The sequence below is a fragment of the Pseudoalteromonas ruthenica genome (genome assembly GCF_008808095.1).
Taxonomy (GTDB): Bacteria; Pseudomonadota; Gammaproteobacteria; order Enterobacterales; family Alteromonadaceae; genus Pseudoalteromonas; species Pseudoalteromonas ruthenica.
On record NZ_CP023396.1, the window covers coordinates 719,334 to 742,721 of the forward strand.

Genomic DNA, 23,388 nt, shown 5'->3' on the forward strand with positions numbered 1-23,388 from the left:
ATGGCACGTAAACAACGTTTTCGTGAAGAAGAAGAAGCAGCCGTCGATATGACGCCGATGCTGGACATCGTATTCATCATGCTTATCTTCTTTATCGTAACTACTTCGTTCGTTAAAGAAGCGGGTATTGATGTAAATAAACCGGAAGCAGCGCAAGCGACTAAGAAGAAGAATGCAAATATCTTCATCGCTGTTCGCTCTAACGGTGAAATTTGGATGGATAAGCGTCAGGTCGATGTCGAGCGTGTTGCTGCAAACATTGAACGTCTATTGGCTGAGCAGCCTACCGAAATCGTAATTATCCAAGCGGATAAAGATGCGAAGCACGGTGTGGTTGTAAAGGTCATGGACCAGATTAAAGCTGCAGGTATCGATAAGATATCAATCGCTGGAGATAAGTAATGATTCGTTTTCTGTTTTCACTGATTGCAGGTGGGGCAGTTACTTTCGGCTTATTCTTTTTCATGGCTTACCTAATCTCCGGTGGAGATAACAGGGCAGCCAACGAGAAAGAGAAGATCGTTGTCGAAATTATGACGAATCCACCTGAATCCAAGGTGCAGGAGCGTAAGCGTGTACCGCCGCCGCCTCCACCACCGCCTAAGCAGCCGCCTAAACCGCAGCCGCCACAGCCTGAGAATAGTAACCCTAATCCAGGTTCACTCGGTTTCAATATGCCAAGTGTTAATGTAGGTAGCTCAGCGGGTGGTTTAAGTGGCCCAGGTGCATTTGGTCGAGATGGTGATGCAACACCTCTTGTTCGAATTGAACCTAAATACCCGGTGCAAGCCGCGCGTGATGGTAAAGAAGGCTGGGTACAGCTTTCATTCACCATTAACGAAGTGGGCGGTGTAGAAGATGTAGAGGTAATCGATGCAGAACCTCGTCGTATCTTCGACCGTGAAGCTAAGCGTGCCTTGCGTAAGTGGAAGTACAAGCCAAAAGTAGTTGATGGCAAGCCGGTTAAACAGCCTGGCATCACTGTTCAGCTTGACTTCAAACTTAACCAAGACCAGTAAGGAGAGTGTAGTATGAAAAATCTATCTAAAGTGACTGCACTCGCTCTGCTTATCTCGTTGTCTGGTAGTGTAGTGAGTACTTCGGTATTCGCTGCGCCTAACTACGAAGAGATAGAAAAGCGCAAAAATGCTAAGACCAAGGTCATGAGTGAGCGCACTGGTAAGAAGGTCATGAAAGCGTTTGAGTTTGTTGATGCAGAAGACTTCAACGGCGCAATCGCAGTTCTTAAAGAACTCGACCCGTCTGATGAGTTTGACCGTGCGACTATTGATCGCTACCTAGGTCAGCTGTATGCCCAAGTAGACAACTATCAGTTGGCTATTAAGTATACACAAGACGCAATCAAGCCAGATGAGCTTAACTTTAACGACCAAGAGCAGGCGATGAAGCTGCTTGGTGACTTGTTGGCTAACATCAAGAAGTACAAAGAAGCAAAGCAAGCGTATATCGACTGGATGGACTTCACTGGTGAAGAAGATCCCACTGTATACACGCGTATCGCTCAAGCGAGTTATGAGCTTGGTCAGTTTAAAGATGTGGTAGAGCCTGCTGAGCGTGCTATTGAGCTCAATGCTAAAAAAGAGCCAAAGAAAGCACCGTTTCAGTTATTGATGGCAGCTCACTATGAAGCAAAAGAATTTGATAAAGCAGTTAAAATTCTTGAGCGTATGGTGAAAACCTGGCCAACAGACGGCAAAGCCTGGGTTAACCTTGGTAAGTTCTATATGCAAGTAGAAGACTATGAAAAAGGTCTCACTACGATGGATATTGCTTACGACAGTGGTTTCTTTGAATCAGAAACTGACTATAAAGTGTTAGCACAGCTCTACTCATTTGTAGGCGTTCCTTACAAAGCCGGTTTCCACATGGAGAAGGCCATCACTGATGGTAAGGTTAAGCGCATTAAGCAAAATGTCACGGCAATGGCTAGCTACTTTCATAATGCTAAAAACATTAAGACAGCAGCGAAGTATTACGAGGAAGCTGCAGAGTTTGATAACGATGCAGAGCTATTCCGTAAAGCCGGTGCCTTGCGCTTACAAGAGGAACAATTCGATAAAGCAGTGGTTTTATTGAAGCGTGCTCTTGATGAAGGCTCTGATAAGAAAGGGACTATTTACTCTGACTTAGCAGAAGCTTACCTACAGCAAGAAAAGTATAAGCAAGCCTACGCTGCGATTACTAAAGCAGCAGAAGATCCAAGCACGCGTAAATTCGCGCGTAGTTGGAAAACCTTCATTAAAGATAAAGCACAACGTAATGGTGTGAGTCTTTAAGCTCCTTATGCAATAATAAAAGGCCCCTCATTGGGGCCTTTTTTATTTCCACGCAATGCTTATTTAAGGAGCCATACGCGGTGCGCATACACAGCTTAATCTTGCTTGCTTTATTAACAACAGGGTGCTCTGAGCCTCAATCTATTTCAGTAACTACTTCGCAGCAGGCCTTAGTACAATTGAACGCCAAACTTACAGGCGATTTAACCAGCCCCTTAACGCCTTGGCCTTATTCTGATGCGTATCTCAAGCAGCGCCATGACCTATATCAGCAGTTTGATAGAGCGGCGCTCAGCAAGGCACAGCGCGCAACCTTGGACTATTTAATTACCGAGCAAAGGTATGTACGTCGCTATCAACCCTGGCCGCTAAGCAGCGCTATTTTCCGCTCTGAGCAGGCATTGCGCGATAGTCAAACGCAAGAACAAGCAGCGCAGTGGCTTGAGTTAGTGAAAAGCCGCTTGCAACAAGGTGAACAAAGCCAAATTTTTGTTAATCGCTATGAATTAGCAATGATGCAAGGTGAAGTAGAGCGATTAATCGAGCTCGCTGATAACAGTAAACTCAAAAGTGCAGCGACCCAACTACAACAGTATTTAGCTAACTATCGCCCTCGCAACCAGCTGGGGCTAAGTCAGCTGCCAAATGGCACTCAGTGGTATCAAGCAAAACTAAATTACTACACTGACCAGGTGCAGGCGCCGATTAAATGGCTTATGCAAATTCAAAGCAAGCTGGCCACACTCTCTGAATATGGCATCGCGCCTTTGCGCCAACCAGACAATGACCAGCGCGATGTAGGGCTAGATTGGCGACAAGGCTATGTGAATAAGCGCCAGTGGGCTCAGCAACAGAGTTTGAGTGTGGAACAAACGCGGTTAGCGCTTTTGTATATGGAGCTTGATATAGGTATTCACAGCCAACTTTGGACTGAGCAAATGGCGCTAACGTCGCTAGCCAAACAGGGGATCAGCGAGCGACGAGCAAAGCAAATGGTGTATGAGGTGGTCGCTTATCCAGCAATGAGCTTTATTTATGGCCATTTAATTGCGCGCGACTGATACTGTCGCAGCGCGCGCAGCGCTGCGTCGTCACATCTTTTTCTAGACGGTGTGGCTCTATGGGCTCTTCACAGTCAGAGCAAAAGCCAAATAATCCTAAATCAAACTGGCACTGAGTCGCTTCTAAGCGCTCTAGCCGGATAATGAGGTCTTTGTATTCTGGGCCTAAATGTTCGCTCAGTAATGCCACCCAGTCGCTTTCCGGCTCGTTGGTAAGCTTAGCATGCAGTCTTCTTTCATGGACTTGTGAAGCTTGTTGTAGCTTTGCCAAGAGTTGTCTGCGCGCATCCGCAAGCGCCTGAGAAACCTGTTGCTCGAAGTCATGGGTGAGGATACTCATAAATCGCCCCGTGTTTGCCTTGAATTGACTTTTATTGTGGCCAATATTCAAACTTGGGAACATGACAAGGATCAACCTTGGCGAATTTAGCAGATATTTTTTATCATCGTTGAGCGTGGTGCTGTAATTGTGCGAGCACTTCGTCCTTATCATGTAGTCGACGAATATCATCAAATAGCTGATCTGCTTGATGGTAAGTTCGTCGTAGATACCCTAACCACTGTTTAGTTCTGTTGGCAAAATAACGCTTCGCTTTGGTGTCGTCATCGTGCATAGATGAGTGAATAATATGGTAAAGCACATCGTGCCAAGTCATTTTCTCATGTATTTTGTTTTGGTCTGCGGCTTTGATCCAAGCCGCTAAGTCTGGCATTGCAAGCGCGCCGCGACCGAGCATCAGGTGTTGGCATAAGCTTTGATTTCTCGCACTATGAGCATCGTCGAGGCTCCAAATCTCTCCGTTTGCAACAATTTCAATATCAGCGTTACGCTGCACCAGCGGTGCCAGCAAGTGCCAATAAGCGGGAGGGCGATAGCCGTCGCGTTTAGTGCGGGCATGGATAGCAATACTGTCTGCGCCTGCTTGCACAACAGCATCAAAAATTTCACTACTACGTGAGGTATCGTCAAAGCCCAAGCGTACCTTAGCGGTTACCTTGTGTTCCTGTGCTACTGCTTCACGTACTGTTTTAACGATTTGATAAAGCTGTTCGGGCTCTTTGAGTAGTACGGCGCCGCCTTTACTTTTATTGACCGTTTTTGCTGGGCAGCCAAAGTTAAGGTCAATGCCATGAGAGCCGAGCTCTATAGCCTTAATCGCATTTTCTGCCAGGCACTGTGGATGCTGTCCAAGTAGTTGAATCCTCACGGGCGTTCCTGCACGCGTATAACCGCCGTTGAGTAGCTCAGGGCAATAGCGTAAGAAAACACGGCGCGGTAATCGCTGATTGACTACCCGCACAAACTCGGTCACACAGAGGTCAAAGCCGCCAATATCGGTAAGTAGTTGGCGCATTTTAAAATCAACAACGCCTTCCATGGGGGCTAAAATTAGTTTCATATATGACCTTCACTGCTAGCTGGGCGCGTATTCTAACCCGTTCGTCGCTATTGATAAAATACCTATATCGCGCCATAGTTATTCTGGTAATCGATATACCACATAAAAATTTAAAAATAATTTGAAAGGATCCAGGATGCATTCGGGTCTGATCTGTTGAATGCTACCAACCGAGAGAGAGCTAAAGCATGAATAATTTAAAAAAGAACTCCATCGCCTTAACCTTAGGTGCTGTTGTTGCATCGGGTGCGGCTGTGACTGCAACTGATGCACAGGCCAACCCATTTGAAATGCAAGAGATGGTTGCAGGATACCAGCTTGACGCAGCAGAGGGTAAATGTGGTGAAGGTAAGTGCGGCGGCGAAGCCAAAGGCAAAGAAGGCAAGTGCGGCGAAGGTAAATGCGGCGGTGAAGCCAAAGGCCAAGAAGGCAAGTGCGGCGAAGGTAAATGCGGCGGTGAAGCCAAAGGCAAAGAAGGCAAGTGCGGTGAAGGCAAATGTGGCGGTCACGGTCATGCCAAAGGTAAAGAAGGCAAGTGCGGCGAAGGTAAATGCGGCGGTGAAGCCAAAAGCAAAGAAGGCAAGTGCGGTGAAGGCAAATGTGGCGGTCACGGTCATGCCAAAGGCAAAGAAGGCAAGTGCGGCGAAGGTAAATGCGGCGGTGAAGCCAAAGGCAAAGAGGGCAAGTGCGGCGAAGGTAAATGTGGCGGTGAAGCCAAAGGTAAAGAAGGTAAGTGTGGTGAAGGCAAATGCGGTGGTCACAGCTAATCAGCCTTGAACTATCGTTAATTACCCGTAGTACCTAACAAGCCGCCGTAGAGCGGCTTGTACACTTTAAGGAGTGCAATATGTTGCAGCAGTCAGCGCCATTAGCTAATGTGGGCCTGGGTCTACGTCGTGAAATGCTGAGCGATATGCTTAATCATATTCCTAAGCAAATTGGCTTTATGGAGGTCGCCCCTGAGAACTGGTTGCGTCTAGGTGGTAAGCTTGGCAAGCAGTTTCGTGCGCTCACAGAACGTCATCCGTTCATTTGCCATGGTTTATCTTTATCATTGGGCTCGCCCGATCCTTTGGATGTGGCGTTTTTAAAAGATCTGAAGCAGTTTTTTGATGTGCACGATATTCGCCTTTACAGCGAGCACCTCAGTTATTGCTCCGCCGATGGTCATATGTATGATTTGATGCCCATTCCTTTCACAGAGGAGTCGATAAGCTATGTCGCTGCGCGGATCCGCCAGGTGCAAGATGTATTAGAGCGTCCTTTAGTCATTGAAAATGTGTCTTACTATGGTGCGCCAGGGCAGCAGCTTACAGAACTTGAATTTACTCAGCGTATATTGGCAGAAGCCGATTGCCAGTTGCTGCTTGATGTTAATAATATTTATGTGAACTCAGTAAATCATGGCTATGATGCCGAGCAGTTCTTGGCCGGTCTCCCCAGCGAGCGGATCGCCTACATGCATGTGGCTGGGCACTACAACGAGGCTGAAGATTTAATTGTCGACACCCATGGCGCTGATGTGATCGACCCCGTCTGGCAGCTGCTCAGGCGAGCTTATGAGTTGCACGGTGTACAGCCAACGTTATTAGAGCGGGATTTTAATATTCCACCGCTTAGCCAACTACTTAAAGAAATCGATACCATCGCTGATATCCAACAGCCTTTTTTAGCCCAACAGCAAAGAGCCTGATCATGCAGTTTCAACAACTACAGAAGCAATTTAGCGCCCATATTCGCGACCCCGAAGCTAATCCGCGCCCCGCAGATGTTGAAGACCGGCGAATGAAAATTTATCGTGAGTTGTTTTTCAATAACGTCAACGGCTTTTTAGAAAGTGGCTTTCCTGTGCTGCGAAGCTTGTACGATGATCAGCGGTGGCAGCAGTTAGTACGTCGATTTTTTGCTAGCCATCACGCCACATCCCCCTATTTTTTGGATATTTCTAAAGAATTTGTACTGTTTTTGGCACAGCAGTATGAGTTACAACACAGCGATCCGCCTTTTTTACAAGAGTTAGCCCATTACGAGTGGGTGGAGTTGGCAGTGTCTAGTGCACAAGACAGTGGCCAGTTAAAGCCGCTTTTTAATGTGCAAGAGCAACCTTTGTATATGAGTGAAACCGCGCAAGTAGTGTGTTATCACTTCCCTGTACAAACCATCTCGGTGGATAATCAGCCGCAGCAAGCGGATGAACAGCCCAGCTATATTTGTGTTTATCGCGACCAACAAGATGAGGTGCAGTTTCTCGCCTTAAACATGATGACCGCGTTATTGCTTGATACCCTTTCACAGCAACCAGGTATGACCTTAACGCAAGTATGTGAAGCGTTACAGCGCCAGGCGCCGCAATTTAATTATCAGCAGCTTTATCAGGGAGCCCTACAAATTGCAGAGCAACTGGCGCAGCGTCAAGTACTGCAAACGCTGGATTGTTAACCTCGATTCGATTATTATATGCGCCGTTTTATCGTGCTTAAAGAGGTAATGAAGATGGCGCAAAAAGGTGATTTCAAAGACCCTTTCAACTTTAAATATTTCGTCGCGTTTATCGCTGTATTTGCTGGCATTGGTTGCTTAAATGCCATTCTAGGTTGGGCCACATCTTTGGCCGCCTAATCACAGTACATACATAGAAATTGAAGCCCCGTGTTATTCGGGGCTTTTTAGTTTAACTAAACACCTCTTCTAAAACACGGATACTGCCTTGGTCCGCGTCAAGCTTAACTTGGGCACCTACAGGTAAAATAAATTGGCGATCAATATGGCCGATCATGGCTCCGTGATAAGCTGGAATGTTCAGCGGTGCAATGTAATCAGCCCAGATTTGTTCCAGCGTTAACGACCCATACCCACTGCCAGGCTGGCATTGGTTGCAATCACCAAACACGAAGCCGTTAATCTTATCCAATGCGCCCATGAGCTTGAGTGTACTCATCATTCGGTCAATGCGATAAGGCGCTTCATCAATATCCTCTAAAAATAAAATCGCGCCCTCAAAATTGGGTAAATAGTCACTGCCCGCAAGCGCCGACAGTACGGATAAATTACCGCCGATAAGGTGTCCTTGCGATTGTCCTGAGGTAATGGTTTGGGTGAGGTAGTGACGATTAACAAGCTCATCATCAGCTTTGTCTAAATTTTGGTAGAGCACTCGCTCGCGATGAACAAATAACTGTTTAAATTGGTGTACATTAAAGGGATTCCACTGGCTTGTGGCGTTGGGACCGTGGAAGCTGATCAACCCAGTTTTAGCAAGCAGGGCGTTATGCAGTGCAGTGATATCAGAGTAGCCCAGTAAGGGCTTAGGGTTAGCCTTGATAATTTGGTAGTCGAGCAGTGGCAAAATGCGTGCAGCGCCAGAGCCGCCGCGCAAGCATACGATGGCATCAACATTGGGGTCGGCAAAAAAGCCGTTAAGGTCGTCAGCGCGCTGTTGATCTAGACCCGCTAAATGCCCACGCCGCGCCATGATATGGGGACTGAGCTTGACGCGATAACCCAGTGCTTTGATTAACTGCTGCGCTAATATGATGTCTTTATGTTCAGCTGTGGCTGCTGAGGGGCTAGCTATACCTATGGTTGCATCAGTAGGCAAGGCTTTAGGTTTCAGTGTCGCTAAGGTGCTTTGCTGTGGCACACCAATCGCTTGGACCGCAGGAGCGAGCAGCGCACCGGCACCGAGCACAGTACAGCTTTTCAGGAAGTGACGTTTATTCATGGTATTGCCTCATCGTTTACCCTATAGGTAACGTAATGAAGCAATTATTTCAAATAAAAAAGTTGGCAGGAATAAAATAGTTTTAAGGCAGCCCTCAAAGTGATCTGAAGGCCGCTTTACAGTTACTCTACACCACGAAGTAAGGCGTTGACGCCAACTTTCTCGCGTGTCTGTTGGTCCACCTTCTTGACAATAACGGCGGCATACAGGCTATGGCTGCCATCTTTGCTAGGAATGGACCCAGGCACTACAACGGCTCCGGCTGGAACGCGACCATAATGAATTTGCCCGGTTTCACGGTCAAAGATACGCGTGCTTTGCGAGATGTACACACCCATAGAAATGACCGCGCCTTGCTCGACAATAACGCCCTCAACAATTTCAGAACGCGCACCGATAAAGCAGTCATCTTCAATGATAGTCGGGTTAGCCTGCAGTGGTTCCAGCACGCCGCCGATACCGACGCCCCCCGAAAGGTGTACGTTTTTACCAATTTGCGCGCATGAGCCCACTGTGGCCCATGTATCGACCATGGTACCGTCATCGACATAAGCACCAATATTAGTGTAAGAAGGCATCAGAACGACGTTCTTACCAATATAGCTGCCTTTGCGTGCAACGGCGTTGGGCACTACACGCATGCCTTCACGTTGAAATTGCTCGCTGCTGTAGTCGCTAAATTTAAGTGGCACCTTATCGTAGAACTGATTAACGCCATCGCTAATAGGCTGGTTGTCACGGATCCGAAAAGACAACAGCACCGCTTTTTTAAGCCATTGGTGCACCACCCACTCACCCGAGAGCTTTTCAGCCACCCGAGCATCACCTTTATCCAAACGCTCCAATACCGTATCTATCGCGTTTTTTACATCAGCATCAACCGTACTTGGGCTAATCGCGTCACGGTTTTCCCACGCGTTTTCAATAAGGGTTTTTAAATCTGCCATGGTGTCCTCATTAGTGAGCCGATTAAGCGGTGGTCGCTTCATTATCGGCATTTAGTTTTTTCCGAAGTGCCTGATGGATTTTAACTTGTTCTTCATCCGTCAGAGCTTGGTAATCATTATTTGAGACGACAAAAAAGTCCTCTGCGCGCTCACCCACAGTGGTAATGCGGGCGGCGTGTATGTGTAAGCGATGGCGCTGAAAAACTTGCGCTATTTTTGTTAACAGGCCAGGAATATCCACCGCTTGTATTTCAATTAAACTACGGTCTTTGCGTGCGTGCGGCCGCAATACAATTTTTGGTTTAATATTAAAGTCTTTAAAACGCTGCGAGCGATTTTTCTTGATCCGGATCTTCTTCTTCGGATCCTGCATTATTTGCTCAAGGGCACGGCGCATGCCGTTGCCGCGACTTTTACTCAACGGCTCGCCATTCACCTCAAGAACAACAAAACTGAAAATGACATAGCCATCTTTGGTGGTCATTACTTGAGCGTGCTGAATCTGTGCTTTTTTAGAGCCAATGACGCTAACTAAACGTGCGAATAAGCCGCCGGTATAAGGGCTATAGGCAAAAACCTGCGTGCCGCCATGCATTGCACAATCGGAAACGGTGACACTTGGTGCGGATAAGTCCTGTGCATTGAGTAAGTGTTCACAGTGCCAAGAGATTTGCTGTTCACTAAAGGCGGTGAAATAATTGGCTTTAAAGCGGCTCCAAAGCAAGTCGATGTGACTCTCATCATACCCTAGATTGATTAACCGCTGCTTAGCTTGTTGCTTCTTATCACGAATTTGGTCGCGCATATCCATGGGGTTTTCTAGCCCTAAGCGCAATGCCCGCTGAGTATGCAAATACAGCTCGCGCAGCAGGGTGTTTTTCCAATCATTCCACAGGTTATCGTTGGTGGCACGAATATCGGCCACAGTTAGGCAATAAAGGTAGTCCAGCTGGCGCTCATTTTTTACTTTAGAAGCGAACTCATTGATCACATCTGGGTCGTTAATATCCTTGCGCTGCGCCGTGACCGACATTAATAAGTGGTTTTCCACCAACCAAGCAATCAATTTACCGTCTGATGTAGGTAGGCGGTGCAGCTTGGCGAATGCAAGCGCATCGACTGCTCCGAGTTCGGAGTGATCGCCGCCGCGACCTTTGGCTATATCGTGAAAAATAGCCGCAAGATATAACAGTTCCGGCTTATCCATGCGGGTGACAATCTCACTGCACAGGGGAAAGTCGCTGACCTTGGATTTATCACTGTACTGATAGATGTTGTTAATCAGCTTATGAGTATGTTCATCGACGGTGTAAGCGTGAAATAAGTCGAACTGCATTTGTCCAAAAATATTACGCCACTGGGGTAGATACGCAGCAATGATGCCGTGTTTGTGCATTAAGGTGAACGCGCGGCCCATGCCGTTGGGGTGTTTTATTAGGCGTAAAAATGCATCGCGACAGGCGGCATAATCTTGCAAGTCACCAAGTAGACGCCGACGGACTTGGCGCATAGTGCGAATGGTGCTGGGGTAAATATGAGTGATTTGCGGGTTACTGGCGATGTGCTCGAACAGCACTAACAGCTGATCGCGGCGGAAAAACACGGAAGGGTTTTTAACGCGAATTTGATGACCAATGCGCTCAAAGCTGCGGTCCAATTCAACCACTGGTAAATCCCGATGGTCCGGTAAAATGGATTGCTCAAAATACGACAGTAGCATTTGGTTGAGTTCACGGACCCGACTCATAATCCGAAATAAGCGCTTCATCATACGCTCGACCGAGGCCTTACCATCGCTACCAAAGCCAAGTATTTCTGCGGCATGGGGCTGGTAGTCGAACAACAAACGGTTCTCGCTGCGCTCGGCGGCCAAATGCAGAGCAAAACGAATATTCCACAAGTTTTCTAAGCACTCGAGCAGCTCTTGGTACTCCTCGTGGGTGAGGTAACCATGGTTGATGAGCTCTTCTAAGGTTTCGGCATGAAAGTGTTTTTTCGCCACCCAAATGATGGTTTGTAAATCACGCAGACCGCCCGGGTTCTCTTTGATGTTTGGCTCGAGATTGTAGGCGGTGCCATGGCACTTTCGGTGTCGCAGGTCTTGCTCTTGACGCTTTGCAATAAAAAACTCGTCAGAGCGCCACACCGGGGTTTGTAAAATATGCTGTTTGAGCTTTTCAAACTCGATGTGGTTGCCAAAAATAAGGCGGCTTTCCAGTAAGCTTGTGGAAAAACTGACATCTTCACGCTTTTGCTCAATCACTTGCTCTATGGTGCGCACACTGTGGCCAATTTCCAAGTTCAGATCCCACAGCAGGGTCACAAACTGGCCTATTTTTTCACGCAACTCGGCGTTGGGCTCTTCGCTAACCAGCAACAGAAAGTCGATATCGGAGTAGGGATGTAGTTCTCCTCGGCCGTAGCCGCCTACGGCAACCAAAGCCAGTTCAGGCTCATGGGCAAGGTTGCAGCAGTGAAACAGCTTGATCAATAAGCGGTCGATATACTCCGCACGCGCACGGATGAGTGACCCTACCGGTTGTTTATCAAATTGGTTGCCCAGCCACTTATAAAAGTATTGGCTACAGGCCTTATATTCTTCCAACTCGTCAGCCTGCTCAAGCAGGTCTTTTAATTTATTCGGTAAGGCCACAGGTTTGCCCCTTTTTAATTAGCTGTGTTCAATCACGCGAGGAAGCTCTTCATCGCTGCGTAGGGTTAATACTTCTACGCCATTGTCGGTCACCAACAAAGTGTGTTCCCATTGTGCTGATAGGCTACGGTCTTTAGTGATCACCGTCCACTCGTCTTTGAGCAGCTTACATTGGCGCTTGCCAGCATTGACCATGGGCTCAATGGTTAAACACATACCGGCTTTGAGAGTCTCTCCAGTGCCTGGGCGACCATAGTGCATGACTTGCGGCTCTTCGTGGAACTCTTTACCTATACCGTGGCCACAGTATTCGCGCACAATCGAGTAGCTAAAGCCTTCTGCGTATTTTTGAATGGCGGCACCGATATCGCCTAAACGCACGCCAGGCTTCACCATTTTTATGGCCAGATACAAGCTCTGTTGGGTAATCTCACACAGGCGCTTACCTTGAATAGTTGGCTGGCCTACATGAAACATTTTTGAGGTATCGCCGTGGTAACCATCTTTAATCACGGTGACATCGATATTAATGATATCGCCTTCTTTTAATGGTTTGTCATTGGGGATGCCATGACAAATAACATGGTTAACCGAAGTACAAATTGATTTTGGGAAACCATGATAATTTAACGGCGCCGGAATAGCCCCTTGCTCGTCAACAATGTAGTTATGGCATAGGGTGTTGAGCTCATCAGTGGTCACCCCAGGCTTGACATGTGGGCCTATCATTTCCAATACGTCTGCGGCCAAACGGCCGGCTACGCGCATTTTTTCGATTTCTTCCGGGGTTTTGATCACTGCAGTCATTGATGCTCCAATTGTGTTCTTTAAATAAGTTAAGTGCGCACAAATAGTGCACAAAAGATTGAGTCTTCACGGCCAATATGGTATAAAGCGCGCCGTCTTTTTACAAATTAAAATCACTTGCTTGTTGTTGGTGTTCACCTATAACAGTGAAGTGTTTTATCTGTAACGAAGACACATAACCATTTAATATTAACACACACACATATCGACACATACACTTGGGTGCATCGCGGAATAACTTCCAAGGTGTTGGTGCTATGGGATATGTGGAGGCCTAACCCTAAACATTAGAGGAAAAAATACCATGGCAAACGTTTCAATGCGCGATATGCTTAAGGCGGGTGTACACTTCGGTCACCAAGCTCGTTACTGGAATCCAAAGATGAAGCCGTTCATCTTCGGTGCTCGCAACAAAGTTCATATCATCAACCTTGAGCAAACTGTACCTATGTTTAACGACGCGTTGACTTACCTGTCAAACGTAGCGTCTAACAAAGGCAAAATCCTTTTCGTTGGTACTAAGCGCGCTGCAAGCGAAGCAGTAAAAGAAGCGGCAGTTAAATGTGACCAGTTCTACGTAAATCACCGTTGGTTAGGTGGTATGTTGACTAACTGGAAAACTGTTCGCCAGTCAATCAAGCGTCTTAAAGATCTTGAGACTCAAAGCCAAGACGGCACGTTTGAGAAGCTAACTAAGAAAGAAGCGTTAATGCTTACTCGTGAAATGGCTAAGCTTGAAAAAGGCCTTGGCGGTATCAAAAATATGGGCGGTCTTCCTGATGCGCTTTTCATTATTGATGCAGACCACGAACACATCGCGATTAAAGAAGCAAACAACCTGGGCATCCCAGTAGTATCTATCGTTGATACTAACTCTAACCCAGACGGTGTTGACTACGTTGTTCCTGGTAACGACGATGCAATCCGTGCGATCCAGCTTTACACTAATGCAGTTGCTGATGCAGTTGTTGAAGGTCGTGAAAGCAACATCGCAGTGCAAGCTGAAAAAGACGATTTCGTTGCAGCTGAGTAATTGCAACTCGCTTGTCATCAAGTCTTCATCCTAGTGCGATGAAGACTTGATATTCTTATTTCAAAGTGACCTTGGTCACTTGCTCTAACACATTGATTTGAGGAAATTCCCATGGCTGTAACTGCTGCCCTAGTAAAAGAATTACGCGAGCGCACTGGCGCTGGCATGATGGATTGTAAAAAAGCATTGACTGAAACCAACGGTGACATCGATGCAGCAATCGAAAACATGCGTAAAAACGGTCAAGCGAAAGCTGCTAAAAAAGCAGGTAACATCGCTGCCGAAGGTACTATCATCATCAAAGAAGCTGATGGTGTTGCTGCGCTTGTTGAAGTTAACTGTCAAACAGACTTCGTTGCTAAAGACGACAGCTTCCTAGGTTTCGCTAACACAGTAGCGGACGCTGCAATTGCTGAAAAGCTAAGCATTGAAGAGCTTCAAGCTAAGTTCGAAGAAGACCGCGTAGCGCTAGTTGCTAAAATCGGTGAAAACATGAACATCCGTCGTGTTGAGTACATCGAAGGTGCAAACCTGGCTTCTTACCGTCACGGTGAGCGCATCGGTGTTGTTGTTGCCGGTGACGCAGACGCAGAAACGCTTAAGCACGTTGCTATGCACGTTGCTGCTTCTAAGCCTGACTACGTTAACCCTGAAGATGTACCAGCAGACGTAGTTGAAAAAGAAAAAGCAGTACAAGTTGAGATCGCGATGAACGAAGGCAAGCCTGCTGAAATCGCTGAAAAAATGGTTACTGGCCGTATGAAGAAATTCACCGGTGAGATCTCACTAACTGGTCAAGCTTTCATCATGGAACCAAAGCAAACTGTTGGTGAAATGCTTAAAGAGCGTGGCGGTTCTGTTGCAACCTTCAAGCGCCTAGAAGTGGGTGAAGGTATCGAGAAGAAAGAAGAAGACTTCGCTGCAGAAGTTGCGGCTCAAGTAGCTGCTGCAAAAGGCGAGTAATCGCTTAGGTTGGAATTTAACCATGTTGTGTTGGCATTATAAGCAACTTGTTCAAGGCTTCGCGGGTAGCGGGTTTATCCCTCTATTTACGGGGTTGAAGCGATGATTTGCTTTTGCGTCAGACAGCAAAATTAATTAGAATAACCGCGCTCTTATGTACTCACATAGGCGCGGTTATTTTTTATCTCAATTCGTTATTGGCCAGGAAAATATGAATATTAATCGCAAACCTATTTTTAGACGTGTTCTTCTCAAGCTCAGTGGTGAAGCACTGATGGGAGATGAAGGCTTTGGTATAGACCCGAAAGTCTTAGATCGTATGGCTCAAGAAATTAAAGAGCTGGTAGAACTCGACGTAGAAGTGGGTTTGGTGATCGGTGGTGGTAACTTTTTACGCGGTGGCTCGTTAGCAGAGGCGGGTATGAACCGTGTTGTTGGTGACCACATGGGAATGCTGGCCACAGTGATGAATGGCTTAGCGATGCGTGATGCACTTCACCGTGCATTTGTAAATGCTCGCCTCATGTCGGCGATTCCTTTAAACGGTGTATGTGACGCGTATAACTGGGCAGAAGCTATCAGCCTGTTGAAGTCTGGCCGTGTCGTTATCTTCTCGGCGGGCACAGGTAATCCTTTCTTTACCACAGACTCAGCAGCCTGTTTACGTGGCATTGAAATTGAAGCAGATACCGTGATTAAAGCCACTAAAGTGGACGGGGTATTCAGTGATGATCCAGTGAAAAACCCAGATGCCACGCTTTATCGCCATCTTGCCTATAATGAAATTATTGAAAAAGAGTTGAAGGTGATGGACTTAGCGGCCTTTACTTTGGCCCGCGACCACAAAATGCCTATCAGCGTCTTTAATATGAATAAACCTGGCGCGCTTAAGCGCGTGATCATGGGTGAAGAAGAGGGAACTTTAATTTCCTCAGAAGCCTCAAGCGAGACAAAATAAGTAGGATACTAGCGTGATAAACGATATTAAAAAAAGTGCGCAAGAGCGCATGCAAAAAAGTGTCGCTGCTCTAGGCAGCCAACTATCTAAAATCCGTACCGGTCGTGCTCACCCAGCATTACTTGACGGCATTACTGTCTCTTATTACGGCGCCGATACTCCGCTTAACCAAGTGGCTAACGTAACAGTTGAAGATTCACGTACATTGGCTATCAGCGTATTTGACAAATCGTTAGCGCAGGCAGTAGAAAAGGCGATCATGACTTCTGATTTGGGTCTTAACCCAGCTGCAGCTGGCACGGTTATTCGGGTACCACTTCCTCCGCTTACGGAAGAGCGTCGTAAAGGCCTTATCAAGGTCGTGCGTGGTGAAGTAGAGAGCGGCCGCGTAGCTGTGCGTAATATCCGTCGTGACGCGAACAGTGAAATTAAAGCCTTGCTAAAAGACAAAGATATTTCTGAAGATGAAGCGCACCAAAGCGAAGATGAAATTCAGAAACTCACAGATAAGTACATCAAAGAAATGGACGCGCAACTAAGCGCTAAAGAAGAAGAATTGATGGAAATCTAACGCCCAATTTATGGGCATATTGCTCATAAATTGCCATTAGGCTTGTAACGCCGTCTAGGGTATACTAGGCGGCGTTTTTTTGTGGATAATGTGAGTTTTATGGCTTTAGACGCACAGCAAATAGCACAACAATCGCTACCTAAACATGTCGCGATTATCATGGATGGCAATGGCCGCTGGGCACAGGCGCAAGGGCGTCCTCGTGTGTACGGACATAAGAAGGGTGTTGATGCGGTTAAAGATGCAGTGAAATTTTGCTCTAAGCTAGGTATCGAGTCGTTGACTCTGTTTGCCTTTAGCAGCGAGAACTGGCGTCGTCCTGAGGAAGAGGTCAGCACGCTCATGGAGCTATTCATGATGGTACTGGGCCGCGAAGTTAAAAAACTCCATAAAAATAACGTTAAATTATCCATAATTGGCGACATGAGTCGCTTTTCTAACAAGTTACAAGAAAAAATAGCTGCAGCTGAGTCACTAACTGCTGAAAACACCGGGTTACGCTTAAATATCGCCGCCAATTACGGGGGCCGATGGGATATAGGGTACGCCGCACAACAGTTAGCGAAGCAAGTACAAGCAGGCGAATTATCAGCGGATGACATTGACGAGCATTCGTTGGCAAAGCATATTAGTCTTAATGAACAAAGTGAGCTGGATTTATTGATCCGCACTGGTGGTGATTTACGCATCAGCAATTTTTTACTTTGGCAGGCGGCCTATGCTGAGCTTTATTTTACGCCGACGTTGTGGCCAGACTTTAACGAGTCGGCTTTTGCTGACGCGATCGCTTGCTACGTATCGCGAGAGCGCCGGTTTGGATGTACTGGTGAACAAATAAAACAACTACTCTGTACAGCTCAGCCCTAAGTTGAAGGTATAACATTTGCTAAAACAACGAATTTTAACGTCTTTGGTGTTAGCGCCACTGGCCTTGGTGCTGGTATTTTTAACACCGTTAGACTGGTTTAGTTATTGTGCAGGCGCAATTGTCTTACTAGGCGCCTATGAATGGTCTGCACTAATGGGTATTTGTAAGCGTGTACAGCGCCTAGGCTATGTTGCCTTGGTCGGCGTAGTAGTCGCATTGATGCAGTGGCATTGGCCAGTCGATAGTTTATGGCAGCAAGGCCAATTGCTGGCAGATGCCAATTATGTGTTCACCTTATCCTTCGCCTGGTGGTTAGTGGCCACCATCTTGGTCATTCGTTATCCTAGATTCAGCGATGCCTGGTCACAAGGTCTGGTAATGCGCGGTGTGGCCGGGCTGTTGACTTTGGCCCCATTGTGGCTGGCATTAAACGTATTGCGCAGTGCCAATTACACCGACTCCAGCCAATTTGGCTCATTTCTTATTCTTGCCGTACTCGGCATCGTATGGAGCGCCGACATTGGCGCCTATTTTTGCGGTAAAAACTTTGGTAAACACAAGCTGATGCCTAAAGTGAGCCCAAACAAAACAATTGAAGGCTTCGTCGGTGGTCTCGCAAGTGCTGCTCTTTTTGTCGTGGGATTTTGCTATTTCAATGGCATCGACCCCAGCTTATGGCTTATCTACGGCGCTATGGCGGTGATTGTGGCGGCGTTTTCAGCCATTGGCGACTTACTTGAGAGTATGTTTAAACGCGAAGCAGGTATGAAAGACAGCGGTAAATGCCTCCCTGGCCATGGCGGCATTCTTGACCGTATAGACAGCCTAACGGCAGCCGCGCCTATTTTTGTGGTGTTCTACGCATGGACCATGACACTATGAGCAAAAAGTGGGTCACTGTATTAGGCTCCACCGGCTCAATTGGGCAAAGTACACTGGATGTTGTCAGCCGTAACAGCGAGCGTTATGGCGTCTTCGCCCTTGTCGCTGGCAGCAATGTGACGCAAATGGTTGCGGATTGCCAGCGCGTTAATCCAAAGTTTGCTTGCCTCAGTGACGATGTCGCCAATCAGGCGCTCGCAGCAGAGCTCAATCGCTTGAAGCTGCCCACTAAGGTGATTGATTACCGAACAGACCTCGCTATGGCCTGCCAAGACAGCGAGGTCGATATGGTGATGTCCGCTATTGTCGGAGCTGCTGGGCTATTACCAACACTGTATGCTGTGGAAGCTGGCAAAATTGTGTTGTTAGCGAATAAAGAGTCCTTGGTGATGTCGGGGCAGCTGTTTATCGACAAAGTAAAAGCGCATGGGGCGACGCTATTGCCGATTGATAGCGAGCACAATGCTATTTTCCAAAGCATGCCCTCTGGGATTCAAGGGCACAGCGATCAATGCTTGCACCACCATGGGGTGAGCAAAATTTTATTAACCGGCTCGGGTGGCCCTTTTCGTGAACGGCCATTATCGACCTTTGACGATATTACTGTTGCCGAAGCCGTTGCCCACCCAAATTGGTCTATGGGGCAAAAGATTTCTGTAGATTCCGCCACCATGATGAATAAAGGGCTTGAATTTATTGAGGCAAAATGGCTCTTCAACGCAGAGGTCGACGATATTGAGGTGGTTATCCACCCGCAAAGTATGATTCACTCCATGGTGCAGTATGTCGATGGCTCAGTGCTTGCGCAAATGGGACAACCCGATATGCGTACACCTATCGCTCATGCCATGGCTTATCCCGAGCGCATTGATGCCGGCGTAGCACCGCTAAACTTTAGCCAAATGAAAGACTTTAGCTTTCACGCTCCTGACTTTATCCGCTACCCCAACTTAAAACTGGCGATGGATGCATGTCGTGTGGGGCAAAATGCCACCACCACCATTAATGCTGCCAATGAAGAGGCCGTGGCGGCGTTTTTACGCGGTCAGATCCGTTTTCCTGATATCTACAGTATTAATGCTGACACTTTATCAGCGCTGACGCTTACGTATGATGCCAGTCTCGAGGGCGTGTTGGCTTGTGATGCGGATGCACGAACAACGGCGCAGCAATTAATTACAAAGAGGGCGGTTGATGTTTGAATTTGTATGGCACCTAGGCTCGTTTATTCTCGCTCTGGGCATTTTGGTTACCGTTCATGAATATGGCCACTTTTGGGTGGCGCGCAAAGCGGGCGTTAAAGTGCTCCGCTTTTCTATTGGCTTTGGCAAGCCACTGGTACGCTGGCATGATAAATATGGCACCGAATATGTGCTGGCAATGATCCCCCTGGGCGGTTACGTGAAAATGCTCGATGAACGAGTGGATGACGTACCGCAGGAACAAAAGCATTTATCCTTCAACAGCAAATCAGTGTATTGGCGTATTGCTATTGTCAGTGCCGGCCCATTGGCCAACTTCCTATTTGCAATCTTTGCGTTGTCGTTGATGTATGTCATCGGCGTGCAGTCAGTCAAGCCCATCGTCGGTGATGTGACAGAGCAAAGCCGTGCTGAAGCGGCGGGTCTGCAGGCGGGCGAACAATTGCTGACTATTGATGGTAAACAAACTCAAGATTGGCAAGAAGTCACATTGGCATTGATGCAGCACCTAGGGGACGACGAGGTGAATGTCAAAGTGCAAGCTGAGTCTGGTTCTCAGGCAGTGCGCACCTTAAATTTACAAGGCTGGACGCTGCAGCAGCGCGATGAGTCGCCACTGACGTCGATAGGTATTAAGCCTTACCGACCCGATGCAACGCTGACGCTTGCGATGGTTGCTCCGGACTCGCCAGCACACAGTGCAGGACTCAAAGAGGGCGATGTGTTGGTCAGTGTTGATGGTGAGCTTATCAAAAGTTGGCAGGCCCTCGTCAATCGTATTGAGCGCTCAGCAGGGCAAGCATTGAACTTTTATGTTATGCGCGGTGCCCAAGGCCTTGATGTGACCATTACCCCAGCTAACAAGCCTACTGAAGATGGCTTCTCTCGAGGTTACTTGGGAGTGGTGCCGGTAGTTGAGCCTTGGCCAGAAGAGGCCATTTCAACACGCAGCTACAACGTGATTGATGCAGCTGGCCTGGGCGTGGCAAAAACATGGCAAATGATTAGCCTGAGCTTTGAGATGATAGCTAATTTAGTCACCGGGCAAGTGTCAATCAAAAATATCAGTGGCCCGGTGGGCATTGCAGTCGGGGCTGGAACTAGCGTAAGCTACGGCTTCGTTGCTTTTTTGAGCTTTTTAGCGTTAATCAGCGTCAGCCTAGGGGTGTTTAATTTGCTCCCCTTGCCGGTGTTAGATGGCGGGCATTTAATGTATTACGTAATTGAACTAATTCGTAAAAAGCCAGTCTCTGAAAAGACACAAGAAATTGGCTTTCGCATCGGTGCCATGTTGTTGTTAGCGCTTACCGCGTTTGCATTACTGAACGACATAGCAAGATTGTAAACAGGTACACCATCCGCTTAACGCGTCAACTGCGTGTTTTTTGAGCGTGATGTATAAAGAAACAGCTGTGTAAGCCAAACAGCAATGATAAGATGGCAGCCAATGATGCAGCCAACGGCCTACTCACCCAGCCAGCCGTGCGCAAAACGGGAATGAGGGTGAGCTGGGTGAAGACACTGTAGTAAAGGACAAAGATAATAAAATGGCTATAAAAAAACATTTGGCAGTTACGAGTTTATTAGGGGCAAGCTTTGCAGCCCTAGGCCAAGAATCCTTTATCGTAGAAGATTTAAAAGTAGAAGGGTTGCAGCGTGTTGCACTCGGTGCAGCGCTGACACATATTCCAATTAACGTTGGCGATCAGGTAGACACCTACACTGTGTCAAAAACCATCAAGTCGCTTTACAAGTCTGGTCACTTCGATGATATCGAAGCGTATCGTGATGGTGAACGCATCGTGTTCAAAGTGACCGAGCGACCCACGATCAGCTCTATCGAATTCGATGGCAACAAAGATATTAAAGACGAGCAGCTCAGTGAGAGCTTGAATCAACAAAATATCCGCCAAGGCGAGCCACTCGACAGAACCGTGCTTGATAGTGTTGAGAAGGGGCTAATCGACTTCTTCCACAGTATTGGTAAGTACAATGCCAAAATCGACCTTGAAATCACTCGCCTTCCACGTAACCGGGTTCGCTTAAAGTTAAACTTCGATGAAGGTGATGCCGCTTCAATTCGCCAGATTAATATCGTCGGTAACGAGTTATTCCCTGATGAAGAACTACTGAACCTCGCAGAGTCTAAGCAAGATTTGCCTTGGTACATGTTCATGTCATCGGATCGCTACCAAAAGCAAACCATTGAAGGGGACTTAGAGAAAATCCGCAGTTATTACCTCGACCGTGGTTACCTGCGCTTTAATATTGACTCAACCCAAGTATCAGTGAGCCCCGAGCGTGAATCAGTCTATGTCACTGCGAACGTCACCGAGGGTGAGCAGTACATGGTCAAAGGCTTTGATTTCATCGGCGACTTGTTAGGCCGTGAAGAGTTAATTAAAAGCGTTATCCCGCTCAAAACAGGTGAGTTGTATAATGGCTCGGTGGTGACGTCTTCAGAAGAATTCATTAAGAGCTTTTTAGCCCGTTTTGGATATGCCAATGCTGAAGTGCGTACCATCCCTGAAATCGACGATGAAAATAAAGAGGTGCAATTAACCTTGTCAGTTGACCCTGGCAAACGTGTTTATGTGCGCCGTATCGATATTTCTGGTAACCAAAACACCGCTGACGAAGTATTGCGCCGGGAAATGACGCAGCTTGAAGGTGCGTGGTTATCAAACCAAAACCTAGAGCGCTCAAAGCTGCAAATTCAGCGTCTTCCTTACATGGAAAGTGTTGAATTTGATGTTACCCCGGTGCCCGGTATTGATGATGAAGTTGATGTTGATTTCACCGTAAAAGAGCAGTCAGCAGGTAGCTTCACCGCCGGTCTGGCTTATGGTTCTTATTACGGTCTGCAATTTAACATTGGTGTCAGTGAGTCAAATTTCCTAGGGTCAGGTAACCAGGTGTCGTTTAATATCAACACCTCGCGCGGCTCCGAAAGTGTGAGCTTGTCCTACACCGACCCATATTTCACACCAGATGGGGTATCTCAGGGTTCAAGCATTTTCTATCGTAACTACGATGCCAGTGAGTTCAGCTTGATTGACTATAAGTCAAAGAGTTATGGCCTTGGTACCAACATTGGCTTCCCAATTAATGCCAATAACCGAGTTAATTTCGGTATTCGTTGGATTGAAGAAGAGCTTTCAGACTTAGCCGAATACGAGCAAACTCGAGTATTGCGTGAGACCTTCTTAGATCCTGAAAATCCGGATGCGGGCTTTGAGTTCACTAAATTTGAGCTCTCAACCGGTTGGTCACGGGTGACCGTGAACCGAGGGTTGTTCCCAACGGCGGGTTCACGTCAGTCGCTTAACTTAACGGCAACCACGCCGAACTCTGACCTTAACTACTACAAAGTGAACTATAACTCGCGTTTTTACTGGCCTATCAGTAATGACCATCGCTGGGTATTCTCAACCCGTGCAGCGTTAGGCTATGGTAATGGTTATGGCTCTACCAACGGCTTTGACCAAGTATTACCAGTACAAGAATTCTTCCGAATCACGGAACAAGAGCTTCGTGGATTCGATAGAAACACCATCTTACCGCGCGCAGTGGTAAGAGCACCTCAGAACATTCCTGGCACCACCTTGCCAGATGGCACGCCAGCTGGCAGTATCGGTGGGGCAGAAGAGTTCGACACCTTGCGCCTTGCTGGGCGTATTGGTGGTAACGCCAAGGCCGTGGCTGGTATGGAAATGATTGTGCCAACGCCATTCTTGGACGAGGAAAATACCAGTTCCGTACGTACCAGCTTCTTTGTTGACGCAGCTAACGTATGGGATACTGAGTTTAACGTAGATCGTTATCAAAATTTACAACCTGATGAACGTGCTCGCTTAGATGACTATTCAGATCCGTCACGCTTTAGGGTGTCGACAGGTCTATCCATTCAGTGGATTTCACCTATGGGGCCGATGTTGATTAGTTTTGCGTATCCGTTGAAAGAACAAGAAGATGATGATACCAAGACCATTAGCTTTAACATCAGTAATACTTTCTAATTCTTA

Annotated in this window: 23 protein-coding genes; 17 read left to right on the forward strand and 6 right to left on the reverse strand. The window is 47.2% G+C overall.

Features of this window, described 5'->3' with window-relative positions; genetic code table 11:
• The 4 genes from PRUTH_RS03475 to PRUTH_RS03490 all read left to right on the forward strand — a co-directional run bounded on the left by PRUTH_RS03475 (position 1) and on the right by PRUTH_RS03490 (position 3,358).
• On the forward strand, positions 1 to 402 hold the full coding sequence (locus PRUTH_RS03475) for an ExbD/TolR family protein (RefSeq protein ID WP_022946739.1): 402 nt from the start codon (positions 1 to 3) through the stop codon (positions 400 to 402).
• Positions 402 to 1,019 carry an energy transducer TonB gene (locus tag PRUTH_RS03480; protein ID WP_022946740.1) on the forward strand — a complete coding sequence of 206 codons (618 nt, stop codon included), beginning with the start codon at positions 402 to 404 and terminating at the stop codon, positions 1,017 to 1,019. Before PRUTH_RS03475 ends, PRUTH_RS03480 begins: the two co-directional genes overlap by 1 nt.
• A gap of 12 nt (positions 1,020 to 1,031) precedes the next feature.
• Positions 1,032 to 2,297, forward strand: coding sequence for a tetratricopeptide repeat protein (locus PRUTH_RS03485; RefSeq protein WP_022946741.1), 1,266 nt, complete (start codon positions 1,032 to 1,034; stop codon positions 2,295 to 2,297).
• An 80-nt stretch (positions 2,298 to 2,377) separates the two neighbouring features.
• Entirely contained in the window at positions 2,378 to 3,358 is a 981-nt protein-coding gene (locus PRUTH_RS03490) for a DUF885 domain-containing protein (RefSeq protein ID WP_151172530.1), read from the forward strand.
• Here the strand turns inward: PRUTH_RS03490 and PRUTH_RS03495 are convergent.
• A complete protein-coding gene (locus PRUTH_RS03495) occupies positions 3,327 to 3,698 on the reverse strand; it encodes a TraR/DksA C4-type zinc finger protein (protein ID WP_138509042.1) in 372 nt (123 codons plus the stop codon). The genes PRUTH_RS03490 and PRUTH_RS03495 overlap by 32 nt on opposite strands.
• A 103-nt stretch (positions 3,699 to 3,801) precedes the next feature.
• Positions 3,802 to 4,758 (reverse strand): tRNA-dihydrouridine synthase, encoded by a 957-nt coding sequence (locus tag PRUTH_RS03500; protein ID WP_022946744.1) that lies wholly within the window; start codon positions 4,756 to 4,758, stop codon positions 3,802 to 3,804.
• Between the two features lie 188 nt (positions 4,759 to 4,946).
• Between PRUTH_RS03500 and PRUTH_RS19420 the strand changes: the two genes are divergently transcribed.
• The 4 genes from PRUTH_RS19420 to PRUTH_RS19105 all read left to right on the forward strand — a co-directional run bounded on the left by PRUTH_RS19420 (position 4,947) and on the right by PRUTH_RS19105 (position 7,377).
• Entirely contained in the window at positions 4,947 to 5,525 is a 579-nt protein-coding gene (locus PRUTH_RS19420; RefSeq protein WP_151172531.1) for an HvfA family oxazolone/thioamide-modified RiPP metallophore, read from the forward strand.
• 80 nt (positions 5,526 to 5,605) lie between these two features.
• Positions 5,606 to 6,451, forward strand: coding sequence for an HvfB family MNIO-type RiPP peptide maturase (locus tag PRUTH_RS03510; RefSeq protein ID WP_022946746.1), 846 nt, complete (start codon positions 5,606 to 5,608; stop codon positions 6,449 to 6,451).
• Between the two features lie 2 nt (positions 6,452 to 6,453).
• Positions 6,454 to 7,197: an HvfC family RiPP maturation protein gene (locus PRUTH_RS03515; RefSeq protein ID WP_151172532.1), complete on the forward strand. Its 744-nt coding sequence runs from the start codon at positions 6,454 to 6,456 to the stop codon at positions 7,195 to 7,197.
• A gap of 18 nt (positions 7,198 to 7,215) precedes the next feature.
• Entirely contained in the window at positions 7,216 to 7,377 is a 162-nt protein-coding gene (locus PRUTH_RS19105; RefSeq protein ID WP_022946748.1) for a hypothetical protein, read from the forward strand.
• A 52-nt stretch (positions 7,378 to 7,429) separates the two neighbouring features.
• On the opposite strand, the gene PRUTH_RS03520 is transcribed toward PRUTH_RS19105, so the two are convergent.
• From PRUTH_RS03520 to map, 4 genes are all read right to left on the reverse strand, one after another.
• Positions 7,430 to 8,479, reverse strand: coding sequence for a S66 peptidase family protein (locus PRUTH_RS03520; protein WP_151172533.1), 1,050 nt, complete (start codon positions 8,477 to 8,479; stop codon positions 7,430 to 7,432).
• 122 nt (positions 8,480 to 8,601) lie between these two features.
• Positions 8,602 to 9,426 carry a 2,3,4,5-tetrahydropyridine-2,6-dicarboxylate N-succinyltransferase gene (dapD, locus tag PRUTH_RS03525; RefSeq protein ID WP_026111377.1) on the reverse strand — a complete coding sequence of 275 codons (825 nt, stop codon included), beginning with the start codon at positions 9,424 to 9,426 and terminating at the stop codon, positions 8,602 to 8,604.
• A 22-nt stretch (positions 9,427 to 9,448) separates the two neighbouring features.
• Positions 9,449 to 12,079 (reverse strand): [protein-PII] uridylyltransferase, encoded by a 2,631-nt coding sequence (glnD, locus tag PRUTH_RS03530; RefSeq protein WP_022946751.1) that lies wholly within the window; start codon positions 12,077 to 12,079, stop codon positions 9,449 to 9,451.
• Between the two features lie 18 nt (positions 12,080 to 12,097).
• Positions 12,098 to 12,886, reverse strand: a complete 789-nt coding sequence (gene map, locus PRUTH_RS03535) for a type I methionyl aminopeptidase (protein WP_022946752.1) — start codon at positions 12,884 to 12,886, stop codon at positions 12,098 to 12,100.
• Positions 12,887 to 13,190: 304 nt separating this feature from the next.
• Between map and rpsB the strand changes: the two genes are divergently transcribed.
• The 9 genes from rpsB to bamA all read left to right on the forward strand — a co-directional run bounded on the left by rpsB (position 13,191) and on the right by bamA (position 23,382).
• Positions 13,191 to 13,919, forward strand: a complete 729-nt coding sequence (rpsB, locus tag PRUTH_RS03540; protein WP_022946753.1) for a 30S ribosomal protein S2 — start codon at positions 13,191 to 13,193, stop codon at positions 13,917 to 13,919.
• A gap of 111 nt (positions 13,920 to 14,030) precedes the next feature.
• Positions 14,031 to 14,882 (forward strand): translation elongation factor Ts, encoded by an 852-nt coding sequence (gene tsf / locus PRUTH_RS03545; protein WP_022946754.1) that lies wholly within the window; start codon positions 14,031 to 14,033, stop codon positions 14,880 to 14,882.
• 211 nt (positions 14,883 to 15,093) lie between these two features.
• Positions 15,094 to 15,840: a UMP kinase gene (gene pyrH, locus PRUTH_RS03550; RefSeq protein ID WP_026111378.1), complete on the forward strand. Its 747-nt coding sequence runs from the start codon at positions 15,094 to 15,096 to the stop codon at positions 15,838 to 15,840.
• A 13-nt stretch (positions 15,841 to 15,853) separates the two neighbouring features.
• Positions 15,854 to 16,411 (forward strand): ribosome recycling factor, encoded by a 558-nt coding sequence (frr, locus tag PRUTH_RS03555; protein ID WP_151172534.1) that lies wholly within the window; start codon positions 15,854 to 15,856, stop codon positions 16,409 to 16,411.
• A gap of 99 nt (positions 16,412 to 16,510) precedes the next feature.
• Complete coding sequence (gene uppS, locus PRUTH_RS03560; RefSeq protein WP_275441730.1) at positions 16,511 to 17,278, forward strand: polyprenyl diphosphate synthase; 768 nt, start codon at positions 16,511 to 16,513, stop codon at positions 17,276 to 17,278.
• Positions 17,279 to 17,294: 16 nt separating this feature from the next.
• Positions 17,295 to 18,161 (forward strand): phosphatidate cytidylyltransferase, encoded by an 867-nt coding sequence (locus PRUTH_RS03565; RefSeq protein ID WP_138590905.1) that lies wholly within the window; start codon positions 17,295 to 17,297, stop codon positions 18,159 to 18,161.
• Positions 18,158 to 19,363, forward strand: a complete 1,206-nt coding sequence (ispC, locus tag PRUTH_RS03570) for a 1-deoxy-D-xylulose-5-phosphate reductoisomerase (RefSeq protein ID WP_151172535.1) — start codon at positions 18,158 to 18,160, stop codon at positions 19,361 to 19,363. The genes PRUTH_RS03565 and ispC overlap by 4 nt, the downstream gene beginning before the upstream one ends.
• A complete protein-coding gene (gene rseP, locus PRUTH_RS03575; protein ID WP_151172536.1) occupies positions 19,356 to 20,708 on the forward strand; it encodes a sigma E protease regulator RseP in 1,353 nt (450 codons plus the stop codon). The genes ispC and rseP overlap by 8 nt, the downstream gene beginning before the upstream one ends.
• Positions 20,709 to 20,910: 202 nt before the next feature.
• Positions 20,911 to 23,382: an outer membrane protein assembly factor BamA gene (gene bamA / locus PRUTH_RS03580; protein ID WP_022946762.1), complete on the forward strand. Its 2,472-nt coding sequence runs from the start codon at positions 20,911 to 20,913 to the stop codon at positions 23,380 to 23,382.
• Positions 23,383 to 23,388: the final 6 nt, after the last annotated feature.